General features: G+C 68.4%; 12 protein-coding genes. 5 read left to right on the forward strand and 7 right to left on the reverse strand.

Translation table 11 applies throughout. The features are described 5' to 3' along the window. Positions 1–29: 29 nt before the first annotated feature. From ACFYQQ_RS31625 to ACFYQQ_RS31635, 3 genes are all read right to left on the reverse strand, one after another. Positions 30–3,734, reverse strand: coding sequence for a S8 family serine peptidase (locus ACFYQQ_RS31625; protein ID WP_355785117.1), 3,705 nt, complete (start codon positions 3,732–3,734; stop codon positions 30–32). Between the two features lie 775 nt (positions 3,735–4,509). Continuing rightward, positions 4,510–5,178, reverse strand: a complete 669-nt coding sequence (locus ACFYQQ_RS31630; protein WP_355785120.1) for a class I SAM-dependent methyltransferase — start codon at positions 5,176–5,178, stop codon at positions 4,510–4,512. A gap of 174 nt (positions 5,179–5,352) precedes the next feature. Beyond that, positions 5,353–5,973, reverse strand: coding sequence for a TetR/AcrR family transcriptional regulator (locus tag ACFYQQ_RS31635; RefSeq protein WP_355785123.1), 621 nt, complete (start codon positions 5,971–5,973; stop codon positions 5,353–5,355). A gap of 412 nt (positions 5,974–6,385) precedes the next feature. On the opposite strand from ACFYQQ_RS31635, the gene ACFYQQ_RS31640 reads away from it, so the two are divergent. Beyond that, complete coding sequence (locus ACFYQQ_RS31640) at positions 6,386–7,003, forward strand: ester cyclase (RefSeq protein WP_355785126.1); 618 nt, start codon at positions 6,386–6,388, stop codon at positions 7,001–7,003. A gap of 310 nt (positions 7,004–7,313) precedes the next feature. On the opposite strand, the gene ACFYQQ_RS31645 is transcribed toward ACFYQQ_RS31640, so the two are convergent. Then, a complete protein-coding gene (locus ACFYQQ_RS31645; protein ID WP_356240499.1) occupies positions 7,314–9,284 on the reverse strand; it encodes a multicopper oxidase domain-containing protein in 1,971 nt (656 codons plus the stop codon). Positions 9,285–9,575: 291 nt separating this feature from the next. Further along, a complete protein-coding gene (locus tag ACFYQQ_RS31650; RefSeq protein WP_355788351.1) occupies positions 9,576–9,947 on the reverse strand; it encodes a hypothetical protein in 372 nt (123 codons plus the stop codon). A 290-nt stretch (positions 9,948–10,237) separates the two neighbouring features. On the opposite strand from ACFYQQ_RS31650, the gene ACFYQQ_RS31655 reads away from it, so the two are divergent. From ACFYQQ_RS31655 to ACFYQQ_RS31665, 3 genes are all read left to right on the forward strand, one after another. Further along, entirely contained in the window at positions 10,238–11,638 is a 1,401-nt protein-coding gene (locus tag ACFYQQ_RS31655; protein ID WP_356240496.1) for an FG-GAP-like repeat-containing protein, read from the forward strand. 580 nt (positions 11,639–12,218) lie between these two features. Then, entirely contained in the window at positions 12,219–13,538 is a 1,320-nt protein-coding gene (locus ACFYQQ_RS31660; RefSeq protein ID WP_388906073.1) for a phosphatase PAP2 family protein, read from the forward strand. A gap of 190 nt (positions 13,539–13,728) precedes the next feature. Further along, a complete protein-coding gene (locus ACFYQQ_RS31665) occupies positions 13,729–14,118 on the forward strand; it encodes a VOC family protein (RefSeq protein WP_355787962.1) in 390 nt (129 codons plus the stop codon). Positions 14,119–15,029: 911 nt separating this feature from the next. Here the strand turns inward: ACFYQQ_RS31665 and ACFYQQ_RS31670 are convergent. Then, a complete protein-coding gene (locus ACFYQQ_RS31670) occupies positions 15,030–15,695 on the reverse strand; it encodes a hypothetical protein (RefSeq protein ID WP_355787965.1) in 666 nt (221 codons plus the stop codon). A 215-nt stretch (positions 15,696–15,910) separates the two neighbouring features. After that, the gene (locus ACFYQQ_RS31675) at positions 15,911–16,768 is read right to left on the reverse strand and encodes an SGNH/GDSL hydrolase family protein (protein WP_355787968.1); all 858 of its coding nucleotides are present in this window, start codon (positions 16,766–16,768) and stop codon (positions 15,911–15,913) included. A gap of 367 nt (positions 16,769–17,135) precedes the next feature. Between ACFYQQ_RS31675 and ACFYQQ_RS31680 the strand changes: the two genes are divergently transcribed. Continuing rightward, the gene (locus ACFYQQ_RS31680) at positions 17,136–17,678 is read left to right on the forward strand and encodes a GNAT family N-acetyltransferase (RefSeq protein WP_355787970.1); all 543 of its coding nucleotides are present in this window, start codon (positions 17,136–17,138) and stop codon (positions 17,676–17,678) included. Positions 17,679–17,740: the final 62 nt, after the last annotated feature.

A 17,740-nucleotide genomic window follows, 5' to 3' on the forward strand; every position in this document is an offset into this window, starting at 1 on the left:
CAGCGGTCCCGCTCCCTTGTCGCGGACGGTCAGCGCAGGCCGAAGGCCCTCGTGAGGGTCTGCGTCACGCTGTTTCCGTCACGATCCCGCGCACCTACCCGAAGCGTGACGAACTGCGCGGACCTCGGCGCGTGCAGGGAGGTACGCCAGTTGTCACCCCGGCGGTCGAGGCCGGCCCGGTGCCAGGTCTTCCCGTCGTCGTAGGAGAGGTCGACGGTCGCAGTGGAGATGGGGCTCTCCACGCCGGGCAGTTGCGAGGTGGTCACCGTCAGAGAGGCCTGGCGATGTGCCCGGCCGCTCAGGTCCGTCTTCACGCCGTAGTCGAGCTGGATCAGGGGCAGAGGCGCCTCCGTGTCAGCGGCTCCCGACGTGAACTTCCATTCGGTCAGGGTGTGTCGCGAATACGGATTGGCCCACGAGCCTCGGTCGTTGTCGGCCACCAGCCGGTACGGCAGCCGCTCAGGGGCCAGCCCGAACAGCAACAGCTTCTCGTCGTTGCCCCAGGGGAACTCGCGATCACCCTGATACAGCGTCAGGAGGTTCTTCACCGCGAAGTTGCCGTGCGCGTTGCCGACATGACCGGCACCGGAGTCGCCCCATCCGGGCACCGGCAGCCACATCGCGTCGCCGTAGCGCATCGGCTGGTAACCGAGCGGCCCCATTCGGGGCCGGTGGATCGGCCCGAACCAGGACACCTGGCTCGTGGTGCCGCGCCGGTAGGTGGTGAAGTCGGTGAGGACCTGGCCCATTTCGCCGTAGACACCGGCGTCGTCCTGCCAGGGGATGTCGGCGGTGAGCCAGTCCGTCCGCTTGCCCTGCGCCGGGGCGGGGAAGGGCGCCCAGGCGCCCGAGAAGCCCTCCTGGTCAGAGCGGTACTCGTAGGCCGTGTCCTGCCGGTAGTTCTGGAAGGAGACGTCGACACGGGCGAGTTGGCTCTTGCGTTCCTGCCAGGTGGGATCGGCGGGGACGCCCCCGGTCCAGTGGTGGACGACGTCGTAGAGGTAGTCGGTGGTGGGGCTCGAGGTGACCGTCAGGGTGACGCTGCCGCGCCGCACGTCGTCGACAAGACCCGCGCCCTGGTCGGTGTCGAGCGTGGCCATGGACAGCGGGGCCGGGTCACCGTCGAGGGTTCCGTCCGCGGTCGGGAGCAGTCGGCCGACACCGTCGTTGACGATCACGACAAGTCGTGCGCCGGCGTCGGCGGCGGTGGCCGCCTGCTGCTCGGGGGTGAGGGTGTCGCTACGGCGTACGACCACCGCTTTGCCCCGCACATCGGCCTTGGCGAGTTCGTCGGCGGAGCCGTGCCCGCCGAAGACCGCCGTGAGCTTCCTCGTCCCGGCCGGCAGGGGAGTGAGCCCGCGTTTGACCAGGATGTCGCGGTAGGTGTGCGATCTCGTCGCGATGGTCAGCGCGGGTTCCTCCATGCGGAAGCGCGCGCCGAAGGTGAACCCCTCGCCGTCCTGACGGGCTGACGGCAGCGCCCAGATGCTGTCCTGGGTGTCGTCGGTCATGAGGACGGTCGACACGGAGCTGTCGCCGAACTGCTGGGCCACGTCCAGCCGGGACATCAGCGTGGACGTCTTCTGCGGCACATGCGCTTGTATCCGGCGGAGCTGCCGTCCGTCCAGAGCGACGGTACGGTCCCGGTCGACCTCGACGCTCTGGAAGCTGAGGAGTGCGAGGCCTTGCGAGTGGGGTCCGTTGGCGCCGGTGACGGAGGACAGCAGCCATCCGCTGTAGACGCCCGGAGGGACCTGGACCGTCGCGCTGCCTTTCTTGTCGAGAGTCACCGACGACCAGAGGTTGCGCGCCGCCAGGACGACCGAACCGCCCGCGATCGGCCGGCCGGAGCGGTCCTTCGCGGCGATCGTCAGACTGTGTCGCTCACCCTGCCGGGAGGCGCCGATCAGAGTCTGGGCCCGGACGGAACCGGTGCTGTCCTTGGCGACGACCGTGCCGCTGACGGCTCGGTCGGCGGCGATGCGGTTGACCACCGTCGTGAGGCTCACGGAGTTCGTGCCGTGCGCCGGGACGGTGACCCGTCGCTCGGACAGGGAGAACACGTCCGTCGAGGCACCCGCGTCGACGGTCAGATCGAGGTCGACCGCTCTGTCCCCGGCGTTGGTGTACGTGACGGTGCGAACGACGGTCTGGTCAGGGGTCGTTGACCAGGTGTGGAAACCCGCGTAGGCGCTGGCCGTCGCGAAGACGTCCGTGCGCACCGCGGCGCCGGCGTCGACCCGTCCCGCGCCGCCCTCGTAAGGGGTGTACGACGGGGTGGCCTTGGCGCTGCTGACCAGAGCCTGCTTCAACTGCTCGCCGGTCCAGTCGGGATGGGCGGACGCCAGCAGTGCGGCTGCGCCGGCGACGTGCGGGGTGGCCATCGACGTGCCGCTCATCGTCGTGTAGTAGCCGGATCCGCTCGAACTGTCCTGAGAGCGGGCGGCCAGGATGTCGACGCCCGGGGCGGTGATCTCGGGCTTCAGTCCATCGTCCCCGAGACGTGGCCCCCGGCCGGAGAAGTCGGCGAGCCGGTCCTTGCCGTCGACCGCCCCGACGGTCAGCGCGGCGTCCGCGGCGCCGGGGCTGTCCACGCTGTGCGGGCTGGGCCCGGAGTTGCCTGCCGCGATGACGAACAGGGTCCCTGTTTCGGCGCTGAGCGCGTTCACCGCCTGGCTCATCGGGTCGGTGCCGTCGCCGGTGCCTCCCAGGCTCATGCTGATGATCTTGGCCTGCTCGGTGCGAGCGGCCCACTCCATGCCGGCGATGATCCAGGACGCCTGACCCCGTCCTCTGGGGTCGAGCACCTTGCCGATCGCCAGGCGAGCACCTGGTGCGACGCCCTTCTCCTCACCGCCGGATGCGGAGCCGGTGCCTGCGATCGTGGATGCGACGTGGGTCCCGTGGCCGACCGAGTCGGTCATGCCCTCGTCGGTGGGGACGAAGCTGGCGGTGTCGGCCACTTGGCCCTTGAGGTCGGGGTGCGTGACGTCCGCGCCGGTGTCGAGGACGGCGACCTTCACCCCCGCCCCGGTGTTCCCCTGCGCCCATGCCTTCGTCGCGCCGATCTGGGCGGTCGAGTCGGCCAGGTCGGCGGTCACCTTGCCGTCGAGCCACACCTTCGCGACGCCGCCGGCGAAGGCGGGCTTGGTCGCCTTCGCGGACGCGCCAGGGCCGGCGGTGAGGTCGGACCAGAAGGCCGAGGCGTGGGCGCGCTTCTCGATGACGGCGGCGCCGCCGATGCTGTCGAGTCTCCGGACGGAGGCCGAACCCTCCGGCCTCCACGTCTTACGGGCCTTGGCGGCCTCCTCGGTGTAGCCCATGATCAGCGGCAACTTGTCCGAGTGGGCGTCGTCGTAGCCGTCGGCGAGCAGGCGTGTCACGTTGAACAGCTGCTTGTCGAGCTTGCCCGAGGCCACATACGGCAGAACGGTCAAGGGATAGACATAGGTCGAACCGTCCATGACGACGGTTTGGTAGCCGGTCCTGACCTTGCCCGCGCCCTTGACGGAGCGGACGGTCGTGCGGTCTCCGGATGTGGTGACGGTGACCTCGTCACCTGTGATGAGGGTGACGCGGTGAATGTCGCCGGCCCTGTCGAGCTGCTGTACAGCCTGAGCAGGGCGGGCCGCGGCCGAGGGAACCGCCGCGGTAGCGGGCAGGACCCCCAGCGTCAGGGCCACGACCGAGGCGAGGGCTATGGGGCCCGGTCTGGGAACAGGAACATTGGGCAAGAAAGACTCCCCTGAAGCGGTTATGTGCCTGCCTCGTGCCGATGGGCGCCCGATTTGTATCCGATGACGCGGACAAGTAACGCAAATCATTTACGAGGCAAGTAACGCGCCGACATTCAAATTGCTCATCAATGGCAAGTCAAGGGGGAGGGGTGTCGCCCCGGTGAGGCTTCAACTCGGATGCCATGCCTGACGGATCGTCAGCACTTCGTCAACTTGCGGCTAATGAGCCCTCGCGGCCCGGGATGTCCGGGTCGCGCTACGTGGCGGGCGGTCGCCTCTTACGTTTCACGTGAGCCGCGGGATTACCCGAGTCCACTGGTGCACCCCGTGAACGAGTTCATTCGCGTGCTTTTCGGGCGTCCGATGCGGCGACGCCGCCTTTTTCCCTTTCGTGTTGAACCTGCGGGCGTGGCCTGAGACGGATTTCCCGTGGGGGCAACGAGCGCGCCTGTTGTTGACAGGTCAAGCGAAAGCGGAGGCGGTCAGGTTTGCAACGCGGCTTAGTCCAAGCGGCTGCGCGCTGGCGCGTCAGGAGGCGATTGCGGCCCACGTGTGGGGCGAGCGGGACCCCGTAAGCGAGAAGGCGGGGCTGCCAGCTGGCGGCAACAGGGGAGTGGTCAGCGGCACCTCAGGTGCGGGGAGCGTCGAGGGGGGAGCCGCTTTGCCAAGTCAGGATTCCGGCCAGGCGTGCCCGGCCCCCACGCCGCGGCATGAGAATCGTCCCAGCCGAGGGGAAGGGGCGGGGCGGCCGGTGCGGTGCGGTGCCTGACGGTCAGTCAGGGCGCTTGGCCATGACGACCACACCCGGCCCGCTGTAATCCGTTGGTGGCAAACGCAGTTCGGCGACCGGGCGCAGGCCGGCCTTCACGATCAGCTCGACGAGCTGCTCCGGCTGCCACTTGTGCGTGGTCCAGCGGACGGCCACGCCGCCGTAGGCCTCGGTGCGCAGCGCGTCCTCGTCTCCGACGTGAGTGGCGGTGATGAGGGATCCACCGGGTTTCAGGGCGTGCGCGAACAGGGCGAGAACCTGGGGAAGCACTTCACGGGGCAGGTTGAACAGCGACCACCATCCGAGCACTCCGCCGAGAGACGCTTCCTCGAGCTCGAGTTCGGTGGCCGAGGCGACGCTGAAGCGGCAGTCCGGATGGAGGCGTCGCGCGTTCTCGATCATGCGAGGCGAAAGGTCCACCCCGGACACGTCGATTCCGCGCTCCGCGAGGTAGCCGGTCACCGTTCCGGGACCGCAGCCGACGTCGAGCACCGGGCCCAACTCCCCAACGCTGTCGGCGAAGGCGTCGATCGACGCCTTGAGCCATGGATCCCTGCGGATGTCACCGATGCCCGTAGTCACCACCATATGGGCATAGTTGTCGGCCACGCGATCGTAGGACTCACGGACTGTGTCGAGGTCGGCCGGGCGGTCGACCGGGTGTGTGCGCATCACCCAACGATAGGACCCGGACGGATCGCTCGGGGCAACTCTCAGCGCAGGGCGGCACGTTCTGCGATGCCTGGAACCCGAGCTGCGCTGAGTGCGGAGAGGAGCGGGCTCCTCCTGTCCTGCCGACGGCTCTGCCGAGGCGGACGTCTCCTTTTGCGTTTTCGGGTTTTCGTGTCAATCAGGTCCTGCGTCCTTTTCGTGGCTTGAGGGTGCGAGCAGGCCTCGCAGAACCAGGCGGGCGAGCGCGTCCGCCATCGCGTTTCTGTCCTGCGCCGCCATGGGGGAGGCGGCCGGGTTCAGGCGGTCGGCGAGCGGGTCGTGAGTCAGCGCCAACGCGGGACCGGTGATCGCGAAATACATGATGTGCGACGGAACGCGGGGAATGCGTCCGGCTGCCACAAGGCGTTCGATGGTCGGCTCGATGCTTTCCCAGAACGGTTTGACGAAACGTTCGTGAAGGTGGTCCAGGCGTTCCGAGTCCCGAGTTGATTCGTCCGCCATCAGGTGGTTCAATCCGGCGGCGTTGGCGGCCAGCCGATACAAGCGGAGGACGACCTGCTCCAGGCGTTCGCCGTCGTCGTGGTAGGTGGCAAGGGCTTGGTCGAGCTGGGGTTGCAGGTCCGCGAGGGCGAAGTCGACCACGGCCAGCCAGAAGGCCTGCTTCGATCCGTAGCGGTCGTGGATGAAATTGTGGCTGACGCCCAGGCGGCGAGCCAGTTCCCTCATGGTGGTGGCGGCATAACCGAGTTCTGCGAAGGTGTCCAGTCCTCGGCGCAGAATGTCGCTGCGATCCATCCTTACGGGCGAGTACTTCCCGCGCGCCGCCGACTCGACTTTCGGCGCGTGCTTTCCGCCGGCTGCTGACGCGTCACGTCGTGTGGGCTCGTTCGTCCTACTAGTCATGCGTGCTCTCTGTCGTCCGTCGCGCCCACGGGGTTCGTAGGTGCTGCTCTGTCGATGGGGCCTTCTGCGTCCCTTGTCGTCAGCCCTTCACTGCCGGCCCTCTCTGCATTGCGAACGGCGTCGGGTATTGGTGTCGAATTCACATGTGTGGCGCATGAAAAGAGTTTGTCATAGGTGTCACCGGCCAGGCGAGGAGTGCGGCGCGCCGCCCCGGCTTGACAGCTGTCAGACCGTGGAACATGCTTGCAGCGTCAAGCAGTTCCGGAGTCGGTGATCGCCGACTCTGCTCTTGAGGAGTGTTGTCATGTCCAAGAAGGTTTTGCAGTCCGAGCCCGTCGCCGGCACCGCAGCGCCCAGGCGTCGCGGCAGGCTGGTCGGAGCCGTGACCGGTCTCGCCGTTGTTGCCGCCCTGGCCGCCGTTGCCGTCCCCGCCGCGGCGGAGGACGAGGGTTCGCACATCACCTCGGGCGGCCACTCGTCCGTGCACCGCCACTACCTGTCGCCGCTGCAGGTCACTTCGGCGTACTACGCCGGCTACAACGAGGACCTGGCGGCCGCGTTCGACCGCTACATCTCGAAGGATCTGGTGCTCCACGGCTTCAACGGTCCCGAGAACCGTGAGGACTGGATCCGGGGGGACCTCAACATCAAGGCCGGACTGACCGGCTTCAAGATGACCGTGCTGGACCAGATCGTGGAAGGCGACAAGGTCGTCACGCGCTGGGAGTTCGGGGGCCGTCACACCGGAACCATCTTCGGCATCCCCGCGTCCGGCCGGGAAGTGCGTCTCAGTGGCATCTCGATCGACCGCGTGGTGAAGGGCCAGTCCATCGAGCACTGGTCGGAAGGCAACTTCGGCAGGTTCCTGGACGATCTCCGCGGAGAGAGCGCCTCCGGTGCCGCCGCGCCGGGCGCCAAGTAGCGGTCCTGGGGGCGCGCGGCAGATCCCGGCCGGAGCGGGCCTGTCGGAACCTGACCGTCGGGCCGCGCGGGAAACCGGCCCTTGCGGTGCGGTCCGACGTCGACCCGTCCGACGCGGGTAGATCCGCGAGGAGTGTCCTTGGCGACGGGCCAAGAGGACACCCAAGGGCAGGGTGTGCTGCTCGGGACGGCTGCCGAGGCAACGTGTGGTTGTGGCGACCTGGGCAGCCGGCGGGCACCTCGTCAAGCGGGGGCGGCCGGTCTCCTTCCGAATTCGGGCCGGAAGGAGACCGACCATGGCTCTGGCGTGGCTACATCTTCATCCCGGAGTGCTTGCGGCTGGTGTGGGCCATCCCTGATTCGCCGTTCATGTCCATCAGCATGTGGTGGATCCTGTGCACGGCCGGCGGCATGATCACGAAGGGGCGCATCATGCCCTCGTCCTCGTGGTCGAAGATGTGGCAGTGATACATCACCTTGCCGGTCTGCTTCGCCAGGCGCCCGGCCACGGTGACGAGCGTGTTGGCGTGGACGGTGATGGTGTCCTTCCAGCCGGACTCCTCCGGCGCCACGGGGACCGCATCGCCGAGTGTGATGGGTTTCGTCGTACGCCCCGTGGCGAAGTCCACGCCGGAGGCGTCGATGGCGCGCCGGTCGATGACCTGGAAATTCATCAGGTGTATGTGCATGGGGTGATAGATGGGCACGCCGGCGGGGGCGGCGCTGACGAAGTGCCAGCGCTCCCAGGTGCGTGCGGCGGCGAAGAAGGAGGTGGTGTCCTCGAACACCGTGCCCGTGCGTCGCAGGGTCCTTGTCCTGCCCGCCATCTCGATCTTGACGATGCCCTCTCCCTCCGCCGTCCCGGCGGCGACTTCCTCCATCTCCCACACCTGCGGCATGGCACCGGTCTTGTCGAAGGCGAGCACCACGAACCTCTCCGTGGCGTCATCGGGGACGCTCGACGAGGTCAGGTTCCGGAAGGATGCTGACAACGTTGTCGGAAGCGCGTAGGGGGTACTTCGCTTCTTCTCCACGCGGAACTGCATCACCTCCGGGAAGGGGACCATGAAGTCGGGCAGAGCAGCTCCGGGGCGCTGTCCGGCGACCGTGTTGACCAGCCGCAGCCGCTTGCCGGGGTGGGCCGCGAAGTCGATGACCACATCGGCGCGTTCAGCAGGGGACAGTGACAGCGCCTCATCGATCGTCTGCGGTCTGCCGAGCAGGCCCAGGTCCGTGCCGATGAGCTTCATGGCTCCGCGTACGGGCTTGCCCGACTCCTCGTCGATGACGGTGAGCCGGTAGATGCGGGCGTTGGAGACGTTCACCAGACGCAGCCGGTAGGCGCGGGCCTCCACATCGAGGTAGGGCCACACCACGCCGTTGACCATCGTGAACGGTGCGATGGAGGCGAGCGCCGGAGGCATGCTGCCCGGTGCCGGGGCGTCGTGCCCGCCGATGATCCGCTTGGCCAGGATCTGTCCGTTGAGACGTCCGTCGGCGTCGGTGTCGAAATTGACGTCCTGGATCGTGAGAGGGATCTCGTATGCGCCGGCGGGGAGGCGGAGCCGCTTCTCCTCGGCGTCGCGCACCACGTAGTTGCCGATCAGGCCCGCTGCCACGTTCAGCGAGGTCACGGACATCGCGTGGTCGTGGTAGAAGAGGTGCGCGGCTGCCTGGTCGTTGGCGAGTTCCCCCAACTGCGCGTCGCCATGGGCCACTCCGAAGTCGGCGGCGCCGTCATTGAGGGCGTTCTGGTGCCCGCCGTGCACGTGGACCGACGTCCACGCGGTCAGGCCGTCCACCTCGGGACGGGCGTAACCACCCTCGGCGCCGGGCCGGTTGAAGGGCAGTAGGCCCGGTCCGGGACCCTCGGGGTGGACCCAGACGGCCTTGACCGGGGTGGTACCCGTCAGCTTGTTGTTCCAAGCGACACGTACCCGGCTCCTGCTCTGCACTTCGATGGTGGGACCGGGGAAGTGTCCCTCGAAGGTCCACAGGCGGGTGGCCGGCATCTGGGAGTGCAGGCGCAGTCGTGTGTCGACGAGGTCGATCTCGGTGATGCCGTCCTTGCGGGGCCGCAGTGTCGGAGGGACACGCAGCTTGTCCTTGAAGGGGGTCAGGCTGGTCACTGCCGGCGTGTCGACACCGTTCAGGGAGCTGGGTGCCGCCGTCTTCCGGTCCGCGACGCTGTTGCTGCCGAGGAACCCGGTACCGGCCACGGCGGCGGCTGCCGTGGTGAAGCCGGCCATGCCCAGGAGGGATCGCCGGGAAGTTGCTGCCATGAGGATGTGTGTCCTGTTTCTGAAGCTTTAGGTGCGATGGTGTGCGGCGGAGCTGTCGCGGTCCGCGCGCGGAGAGTTCTGGTCGGGCCGATGGCCCGGTGGCGTGGCGACTCGGGCGGCGTCGGGGTCACCCGACGGCCTCGTGCCTCTCCTCACTGTTGCCTCGTGCCGATGGTCGATCGGGGGCGCGGCGAGTACCGGTGAGTCAAAGTGGCCACATTCGTGGCTGGGTCGGCGTTGGTGGGCCGGAAGCGGAGCCGGGGCCGGAGTGGGGCACGGGTTCCGAGGTGGTCAAAGATGGGTGAAGCGGCTCTGCGGGTGGTTGCTACTCCTGTTTTCGCGGCGCCGGGTATTGGCGCCCGAAGGTGCGGGAGCCGGCGCCGGACCGGCGGTCAGCCAGGCTGTCTTGCCGGGCAGGTGACTAAAGCCGCTGCCGGCTCGAAGCGGCATCGCTGAGAGCTTCTGGGGCCCGTGGGCGCCAGAGAGTTCATCATCGGTGTCGTCCTGTCCGTCTCGGGAAATATGCGGCCCGGCCAGCGGAATGCGGGGCTTGTGCCTCGCGGAGAACTTGTCGCGGCTTTGCCGCGTCGCGGGCACCTTCACCGCCTCGGCACGTAGTGAATCATTCAATGATTGACTGTGCAACTTGTGTGAAATGGTCATGACTGAGGCCGGATGGCCGAGTTGATCACTTGCGGTCGGTCTGCCCAGGTGCCCGCCGGCTCCGGGCGCGCTCGGGCGGCTGCGGATCGCCTGGCCCTCGCCGTACTCCAGCCGTTCAACTGCCGGCCCGCGCACAACCATCAGCCGTTCCCACGTGTCTGGCAGGTGAATCACACTCGCGCGTGCGCTCGACCTCGCGCGCGCTTCAAGGAGGAACCGTGGGAATCCGCCGACCCGCCATATCGACCGCCGTGGCCGCAGCCCTCATAGGGTCGTTCAGCGTGCCCATCATGGCGGGCTCCGCAAGCGCCGAAGGCAGCGCCGCCACCGTGCGCGAGGACTTCAACGGCGACGGCTACCAGGACATCGCCGTCGCCGCTCCCGGCGCGCAGGTCGGGGGGCACACCTGGGCGGGCTACATCGCGATCACCTACGGCTCGGCCCAGGGACTCGACCCCGCACGCACCACTGTCATCCACCAGGACACCCCCGGCGTCCCCGGCGCCTCCGGTGACAACCACGTCTTCGGTTACGACATGATCGCCCGCGACCTGGACGGCGACGGACTGACGGACCTGGCCCTCGTCACCCGCGACTACCAGCCGGAGGCCAACGTCAGCGGATCGGTGATCGTCCTCTGGGGCCGGACGACCGGCATCTCCGGCCAGGACGCCGTTCGCATCAAGGCACCGGCCAACGCCCAGGTCGGCGCCGACATCACCGCCGGCGACTTCGACCACGACGGGCACGTGGACCTGTTCATGGGCAACGGCGAGGAGTACGACTACCACGACGTGCTCTACGGCCCCCTCCGCCGCGACGGATCTCCCGCCCGTGAGCAGCAGCTGTTGGTCTACAGCACCGACAACACCATCAACACCACCGCCGCGGGCGACTTCAACGGCGACGGTATCGAGGACCTCGCGACCTTCTACGTCTACGAGAACCACGCCGAGGGCGGCAAGCTCTGGCTCGGCACCGAGGACGGCCTGTCCACCGTGCCGCAGCGCCTGAACTCCGCTGCGAGTGCCGCTGTCGCCGACTTCGACCAGGACGGCTACGCCGACCTCGCCACCCGGATCTTCCCCAACGGCGACACCGAGAACGAGGAGGACTCCGGCACCGTCAAGATCTACTACGGCTCGCCGTCCGGTCCCAGCCAGACCCGTACCCGGACCATCACGCAGAACACGGCGGGCGTGCCCGGGGTGAGCGAGAAGAGCGACCAGTTCGGCGGGCGGCTGAGCGCCGGTGACGCGAACGGCGACGGTTACCCCGATCTGGCGGTCGGTGTCCCGGGAGAGGCGATCGGCTCGAAGGCGAAAGCCGGCGCCGTGGTGCTGCTCAAGGGTGGCCAGGGGGGTCTCACCGGCACCGGCGCGCAGGCGTTCCACCAGGACACGACGGGCGTGCCGGGCGCTGCGGAGTCCGGCGACGTGTTCGGCGGCTCGACCCGGCTGCTCGACATGACCGGCGACGGCAAGGCCGACCTGATCGCGGGCGCGCCCGGCGAGAACCTCGGCACCATCGTCAACGGCGGCGCGGTATGGCTGCTGCGCGGCAGCACCTCGGGCCTGACCGCCTCGAAGTCGGTCGCCGAGAACCCGGTGGACATCAGTGCCCTGGCGACGAAGGCACTGTTCGGCGAGAACCTGAGCGGTGACAACGGCCCCGGAGTGGCGATTCCGTAGCCTCCCGACTCCGGTCGTCAGCGGGCCTGTGGCGAGGTCGTCTCGCCCCAGGCCCGCTCGTCGTACCGGTTCGGCCTCACGATTCGTCCACGGCCAGACATGTCATGCGATGTCCCGCCTCAGGGTGACCCGCTCTCGCCTCGCGAGTGCCGAGGTGGCCGCCTGTGCCGACCATCCGTCCCGGTGCGGGAGAATGAGGTCGGCCCTCAGGGGCACTCTCTCGGGCCGACGGCTGCCGCCGTATGTCTATTGACCTGCGCAGATCCGCTGTGCTTCGCTCGGCGGATCGAGGTCGGAACCGGCTCCGGGCCGGGGGGAGAGGCGTCCAGTGGGGACAGGTGGGGGACACGCGGGCACGTACGCATGCCGAGCTCCGTAGCTCATCGAGGAGCACGTGGTCCCTCTCAGGGCATCGGTGCCGAATCGGCACGGTGTGACCCGAGGTCGGAACCCGTCCGGAACCCGAGCGGCGTTCTTTCCGTCTTGCCCGGGGGAGTAGGACGGGTGGCACAAGCAGCATCTAGTGAAGTGGTCTGGGTTGATACACATACGGCGGCATCCACAAGCGGGGCTGTGGGCCGTGGCGGCGGTCGCGGTTCTCGGGTTCCTCATAGCGCTCGAATTCGCCGTACGCCACTACGGTCTGCCGGGTCCGATCACGACCCAGGCGCGCGAGGTCCTCTTCCCGCCCAAATCGGGCGGACTGCTCTACGCGAGCATGGCGTTGATGATGGTGGTCCTCACCTGGCGCCAGCGCTTCATCGCGCTCGGCGCGGCCGTCGGCATCGACATCGTCTTCTGGGCCGTCCGCTTCGTCGCGGACATCAAGGTGACCGAAGGACATCCCTTCGGCAATGGCGCGCTGTGGGTGGTCCTCGGCTGCGCGGTCGTGGCCGTCACCCGTCGCACCGGCCGGGAACGCGTCCTGCTGCTGAAGGGCGTGGGCCTGGCCCTGCTCCTGATCGCGGGCCGCAAGACGGGCGACGCCTGGCTGTACCTCACCTCGACCACCCGCCCCATGGTGCTCGACCAGTACGTGGCGACCACCGACCACGCGCTGGGCAACCCGTCCTGGCTCGTGGGGCGTCTCGTCACCGCCTCCGGTGCGATCGGCTTCAACGCCCTCGACTTCGTCTACGGCCAGCTTCCGGTGGCAGCGGTCGTCGTCGCGCTGTACCAACTGCGCCACGTGGCCGCCGAACGCCGCTTCCCACGCCATCACCTGGTGCGTACGTTCCTCGTGATCGGGCTTCTGGGGCCGGCCTTCTACATGATCTTCCCGGTGGTCGGCCCGATCTTCGCCTATGGCACCGGGGCCGCCCACTGGGAAGAAGTCAGCCTCTGGGCACCCCATATGCCGCCCAGTGAGCCCTGGGCCGTGGCCGACCTGTGGCCGGGGACGCTGCCTCCCATCGGCACGCCGCACCTCATGCCGTTCGACGAGATCACGCCTCGCAACTGCATGCCGAGCCTGCACACCGCGTGGGCCACGGCGATCTTCATCCACACACGCAAGGGCCCCCGCGCCCTGCGCTACGGCGGCACGTTCTGGCTGGTGGCGACGCTCGCCGCGACGCTGGGCTTCGGTTACCACTACGGTGCCGACCTTATCGCCGGCGTGGTCTTCACGCTCACGGTCGAAGGCGCTCTGCGCGCTTTCGACCACGGCTGGGACCGGTCGGGAGTCCAGTTGGTCGCCTACGGCTCGACGGTCCTCGTCGCGCTCCTGGTCGCCTACCGCTACCTGTCGGTCGAGATAGCCGAACACCGCGTGCTGACCGGCCCCCTGCTGGTGCTCGCCATGATCTCGGTCATCTATTGCTACGTACGGACCACCGCGTCCTGGAAACCGACAGCCGCGCCGGCCCCGCAGCCGGCTCCGCAACCCGAACTGATCTGAACGACGGCGCCTGCCGGCGCAGGACACCGGTGGCACCGGGCCCGGCTCGAACCGCGCCTCGGCGGCAACCTCCGTATCGTGTGCTCCAGCACGCGTGGGGGTTGCCGCCGAAGTCGTGCGAGGACTGCTCTTCACCGAAGCTGCCTTTGCGGCGGCCGTGGGGTCCGGACACGCTTGAGAGGATCGGGGCATGACGGACTCGCCCATGAAGATCAACGCCCTCATAGTCGATGCCACCGACCCCGAGCGGCTCGCCGCGTTCTGGTCCGAAATGCTCGGCAGACCCGTCGTGGGCCGTACGGATCCGTACGTCTGGCTTCAGAGGGAAGACGGCCTGGGCCTGGGCTTTCAGCGGACCAACGAACCCAAATCGGGCAAGAACCGGATGCACTTCGACATCACCTCACCCGACCCCGCTGCCGAACAGCAACGTGTCGAGAGGCTCGGCGGGCGCAGACTGGAGCAGTACGCCGACGGGGGATTCCTGGTGATGGCCGACCCCGAGGGCAACGAATTCTGCGTCATCCCGGAGGGCTCCTTCGAGCTCGACGACGAAGGACGTGCGCACTATCTCGCGTGAAGGCCGGAGTCTCCCCCGCGTGAGCAACCGTCCACCGTGCGGGGGGCCTGGCGCCGGGGTGGGTCGCGCTCCGGCTACTGGCGCGGCCATCCCTGATGCGGGGACGAGCAGTGGCCCGGCCGCGCAGCCGAAACCAGGCGAGGCGGGTGCCGGCGGTTCCAGCCCGCCTCGCCTGCGCGATCAAGGCGGCGTGCAGCCCTGCCGACATGACCTGTGGGGCTTGGCTCGAAGGATCCGGGCGTTGAGGGCTCCGGTTCCGTCGGGAGCGCGTACTGTCGTAGTGGAAGACCGTATTGCTCGAAGCGGCTGAACTCGACTCTCACGCAGGGTAGTTGCTGCGGCGTGTACGCCCGCAGGGGCGACAGGCGAGCCGTGGACGGCCGCCGCCGGAGGAGGGCGAGTGTCCAGCAGCGGCCGCTTGTGCGAGCACGGCGGCGGCGCCCCTCGGCTACCGCCCTCGCACCGAGCGTCCTCACCACCCACCCGGGATGCGCGGGAGTACTTCCCGCTCTCGGAGCAGGGCTGGGAGGACGAGGGCTGGAGCTGCGTTGTCGGCGATGTGGCTCCAGCCGCTCACGGTGGTGGTGCTACCCAAACGCTGGGGCCAAGACTGTTCGGCAGTCGTCCGGAGCCGTCGATCACCGGCGGCGAGCAGTTGCCCTGCGGGCGGCGCAGACGGGCGGGGCCCTGACGGGCAGCAGGCGATCGGGGCGGCCCTGACCGAGCCCGCTTGCGGTCACCGGCTCAAGCTCGTCAATGGCGCCACAGGAAGAGTCCTCCGGACGTCACGTTCCGGAGGACTCAACAGGGCTGCTCTCCGAACCCTGCCGCAGCCGAGTCACCAGCTTTACCCGGGGTTACACATCGCAGGCGAAAATTGTTGCCGCAAGCGGAGTCCGGTGCCCAATGCGTTACGAAGGCTTGCCGTCTGACCTTTCGGCCTTGAACTCGCCGGTGGTGGGCGCCAAACACGGGGTCACGTCCGTTGTCGCGCCCGCTGCCGTGCCCGCCTCGCAGAGCCGGCCGCCGCTCTCCCTCAGGTCGAGGTGGAAACGTGTGACTGTGCCGTCCTGCCCGAGGTCGTGGATGCGCTCATCGATGTATCCGAGGCCGTTCAGGGTTTTGCGGACGCTCGCCGGGGTGGGCCTCGGCACCGCCTGCAGTGCCTCGATGATGCGCTGTTCGTGCTGGACGCTCGCGCACCAGTCACGAGCGTTCAACACCGACTCGGGGCCCGTGGGGGCACCCGGTTCGATCGGGTCTGCGGGAGGAGTCTCGCCAGGCGCGAGACTGGGCTCCGCCGACGGACCGCTCGGCTTCGTAGCGACGGAATCCTTCCCGGGTGGGGGACACCGTCGGGCGACCTTGTCTAGCATCCTCGCGAACGCCGCTCGGTCGGACGACGGTGACGGGGCCCTCACCTTGGAGGCGGCGGTCGTGCCCGCTCCATCCGGCGTCTCGCTGTCACCAGGCCGGTCGGTTCCGCAGCCGGCGAGGGCCAGACATGTGAGAGCAGCGACGGCGATGGCACGTCCGGGGTGAGCGAACTGGCCGGTGAGGGCGTGGAGTTGTGTCATTGGTGCAGCTTCGGACGGGTGGCCCGACCCGCACATGAGTACACGTACTCATCTGCGCTGAGCATCGGCGGGTCTCGAAAGCCGCCGATGCCATGTGGTGAGCGTGCACGATGTGCGGTGCTGTCACCGAGGGCAGGGCTGATCGCAGGCCCAGCCGGACGTCCAGCCGAGCCCGCGAGTGGTGAGGGACGCCCTCCCGTCAGGCGCGGGATGGATCAGCCGAGGCCGAGGACGGTCATCGTGCGCTCTGCCATGCGCCGCTCCCCGAGTACGTTGGGGTGGACCGGGACGATGTTCTGTCCGAAGAGGAGCGGCTCGACCCACCGGGTCCCGGCGGCCTTGCAGGCGTCGTGGCCCTCGGACACCTGGGCGAAGTCCACGTACGTCGCCCCTGTCTCCTCAGCCGCCCGTTTGATCGCGGAGTTGAGATGGGCCTGGAGGCTGCGCAGGTAGGGCACGTCGCCGGAGGCGATGGGGAGCTTCACGAAGCAGGAGGGATCGGCGGTGGCGGGTGTGATCCAGGGGTAACCCAGGGCCGCCACGCGGGCGTTGGGAGCCTTGGCGCGGATCTTCTCCAGGGACGCCTTGAGCGCGGGATAGGTGTTCGCGTCGATCTGGTCCTCGAAGGAGGAGCCGTTCTTGTCCTTGCAGGGGCTGCCTTGGCCGCCGGTGGAGATGCCTGCGGTGCCGCAGGCCACGATGGCGTTGATGAAGGTGTTGTTGTCGTTGCCGCCCATCGTGAAGGTCACGAGGTCGGTGTCGGTGCCGAGGGCGTCCGTCTGCGGGGCCACACCGGGGTACTGGGACTCGCTGAAGTGCTTGGTCTGCGCGGCTCCGCAGGTCACGTCCTTGAGGTGGGCGCCCGTTCTGGAGGCGATGACGTGGGGGTAGTTCGCGGTGGAGCGCAGGCAGAGCAGGTTGCTGAGGTCCACGGGCAGGACACCGGAGCCGGCGCTGTAGCTGTCACCGAGGGCGACGTAGTCGAGCGTCGGTGTCGCGTGTGCGGTGGTGCCGGTGAGAGTGAGTGCGGCGGCGATCGCTGACGTGGTCATGACATGGCGAAGCTTGGGCATGTGCTCTCTCTTCTCGGATGCGACGTGGGGGCGGGCGCGGCTGTGACGGCACAGTCGGCTTCGCAGCGAAGAAAGCGGCTCGAGCATCAAGGGGGTGCGTTCGCGCACCGGACGGCTGTGGGGCGGGCCGCCGGTCTGGTCGTAGGGGGCGGTTGCGGGGTTACCGCTGGGTACTACCTATAAGTAATGTGAGCCAGCGGGATGTCGGCGTCAACATCGGCGACAGTACTTCTTGAAATACTGACGAGCCGTCACCGGCGTGCCCACAAAGCGTTTTCGCGTCCTGGGGCTGGCGCCCCCTGGTCCAGGTGCTCGGTCGTGCGACCCCCACGGCATCCGGGCGGTGCGGGTGATCCACAATGGTCGGATGGTCCCCCTGGAGACACCCCGTCTGATCCTTCGTCGCTGGCGCGAGGCGGACATTGCGCCCATGGCTGCCGTCAACGCCGACCCCGAGGTCATGCGATGGATCCGGGACGGCAGTGTCCGTGACGAGGAGCAGACCCGTGACGGGATCCGGGCCTGGGAGCGCGAGTGGGAGGAGCGGGGGTTCGGCCTGTTCGCCGTGGAGATCAGGTCCACGGGCGAACTGGCCGGATTCACCGGCCTCGCGGTGCCCCACTTCCTGCCGGAGGTGCTGCCGGCGGTCGAGGTGGGCTGGCGGCTGGGACGTTCCTTCTGGGGGCAGGGCCTCGCCACGGAGGCCGCCGCGGCCGCCGTACGGTTCGGATTCGAAGACGCCGGGCTCGAGCGGATCGTCAGCATCGCGCAGGTGGGCAACGACGCCTCCGAACGGATCATGGCCAAGCTCGGGATGCGGCTCGCACGCGAAACCGTGAATCCCACCTGCGGTCGGCGAGTTCGGGTGTTCGAGCTGTCGTCCGACGAGTACGCGGCGACAACGCGCTGATGGTTCCAGGGGGACGCCGGCCCCGCGCGGAGCTTACGTCGGTTCGCTGATCTTCGACGGCG

The organism is Streptomyces sp. NPDC005496, from assembly GCF_042872045.1.
GTDB lineage: Bacteria > Actinomycetota > Actinomycetes > Streptomycetales > Streptomycetaceae > Streptomyces.

Bases quoted from the DNA above. Each gene is read 5' to 3' on its own strand.
- ACFYQQ_RS31630 (WP_355785120.1), bottom strand. From the start codon at position 5,178: ATGCGCACACACCCGGTCGACCGCCCGGCCGACCTCGACACAGTCCGT.
- ACFYQQ_RS31635 (WP_355785123.1), bottom strand. From the start codon at position 5,973: ATGGATCGCAGCGACATTCTGCGCCGAGGACTGGACACCTTCGCAGAA.
- ACFYQQ_RS31640 (WP_355785126.1), top strand. From the start codon at position 6,386: ATGTCCAAGAAGGTTTTGCAGTCCGAGCCCGTCGCCGGCACCGCAGCG.
- ACFYQQ_RS31645 (WP_356240499.1), bottom strand. From the start codon at position 9,284: ATGGCAGCAACTTCCCGGCGATCCCTCCTGGGCATGGCCGGCTTCACC.
- ACFYQQ_RS31650 (WP_355788351.1), bottom strand. From the start codon at position 9,947: ATGACCATTTCACACAAGTTGCACAGTCAATCATTGAATGATTCACTA.
- ACFYQQ_RS31655 (WP_356240496.1), top strand. From the start codon at position 10,238: ATGGCGGGCTCCGCAAGCGCCGAAGGCAGCGCCGCCACCGTGCGCGAG.
- ACFYQQ_RS31665 (WP_355787962.1), top strand. From the start codon at position 13,729: ATGACGGACTCGCCCATGAAGATCAACGCCCTCATAGTCGATGCCACC.
- ACFYQQ_RS31670 (WP_355787965.1), bottom strand. From the start codon at position 15,695: ATGACACAACTCCACGCCCTCACCGGCCAGTTCGCTCACCCCGGACGT.
- ACFYQQ_RS31675 (WP_355787968.1), bottom strand. From the start codon at position 16,768: ATGCCCAAGCTTCGCCATGTCATGACCACGTCAGCGATCGCCGCCGCA.
- ACFYQQ_RS31680 (WP_355787970.1), top strand. From the start codon at position 17,136: ATGGTCCCCCTGGAGACACCCCGTCTGATCCTTCGTCGCTGGCGCGAG.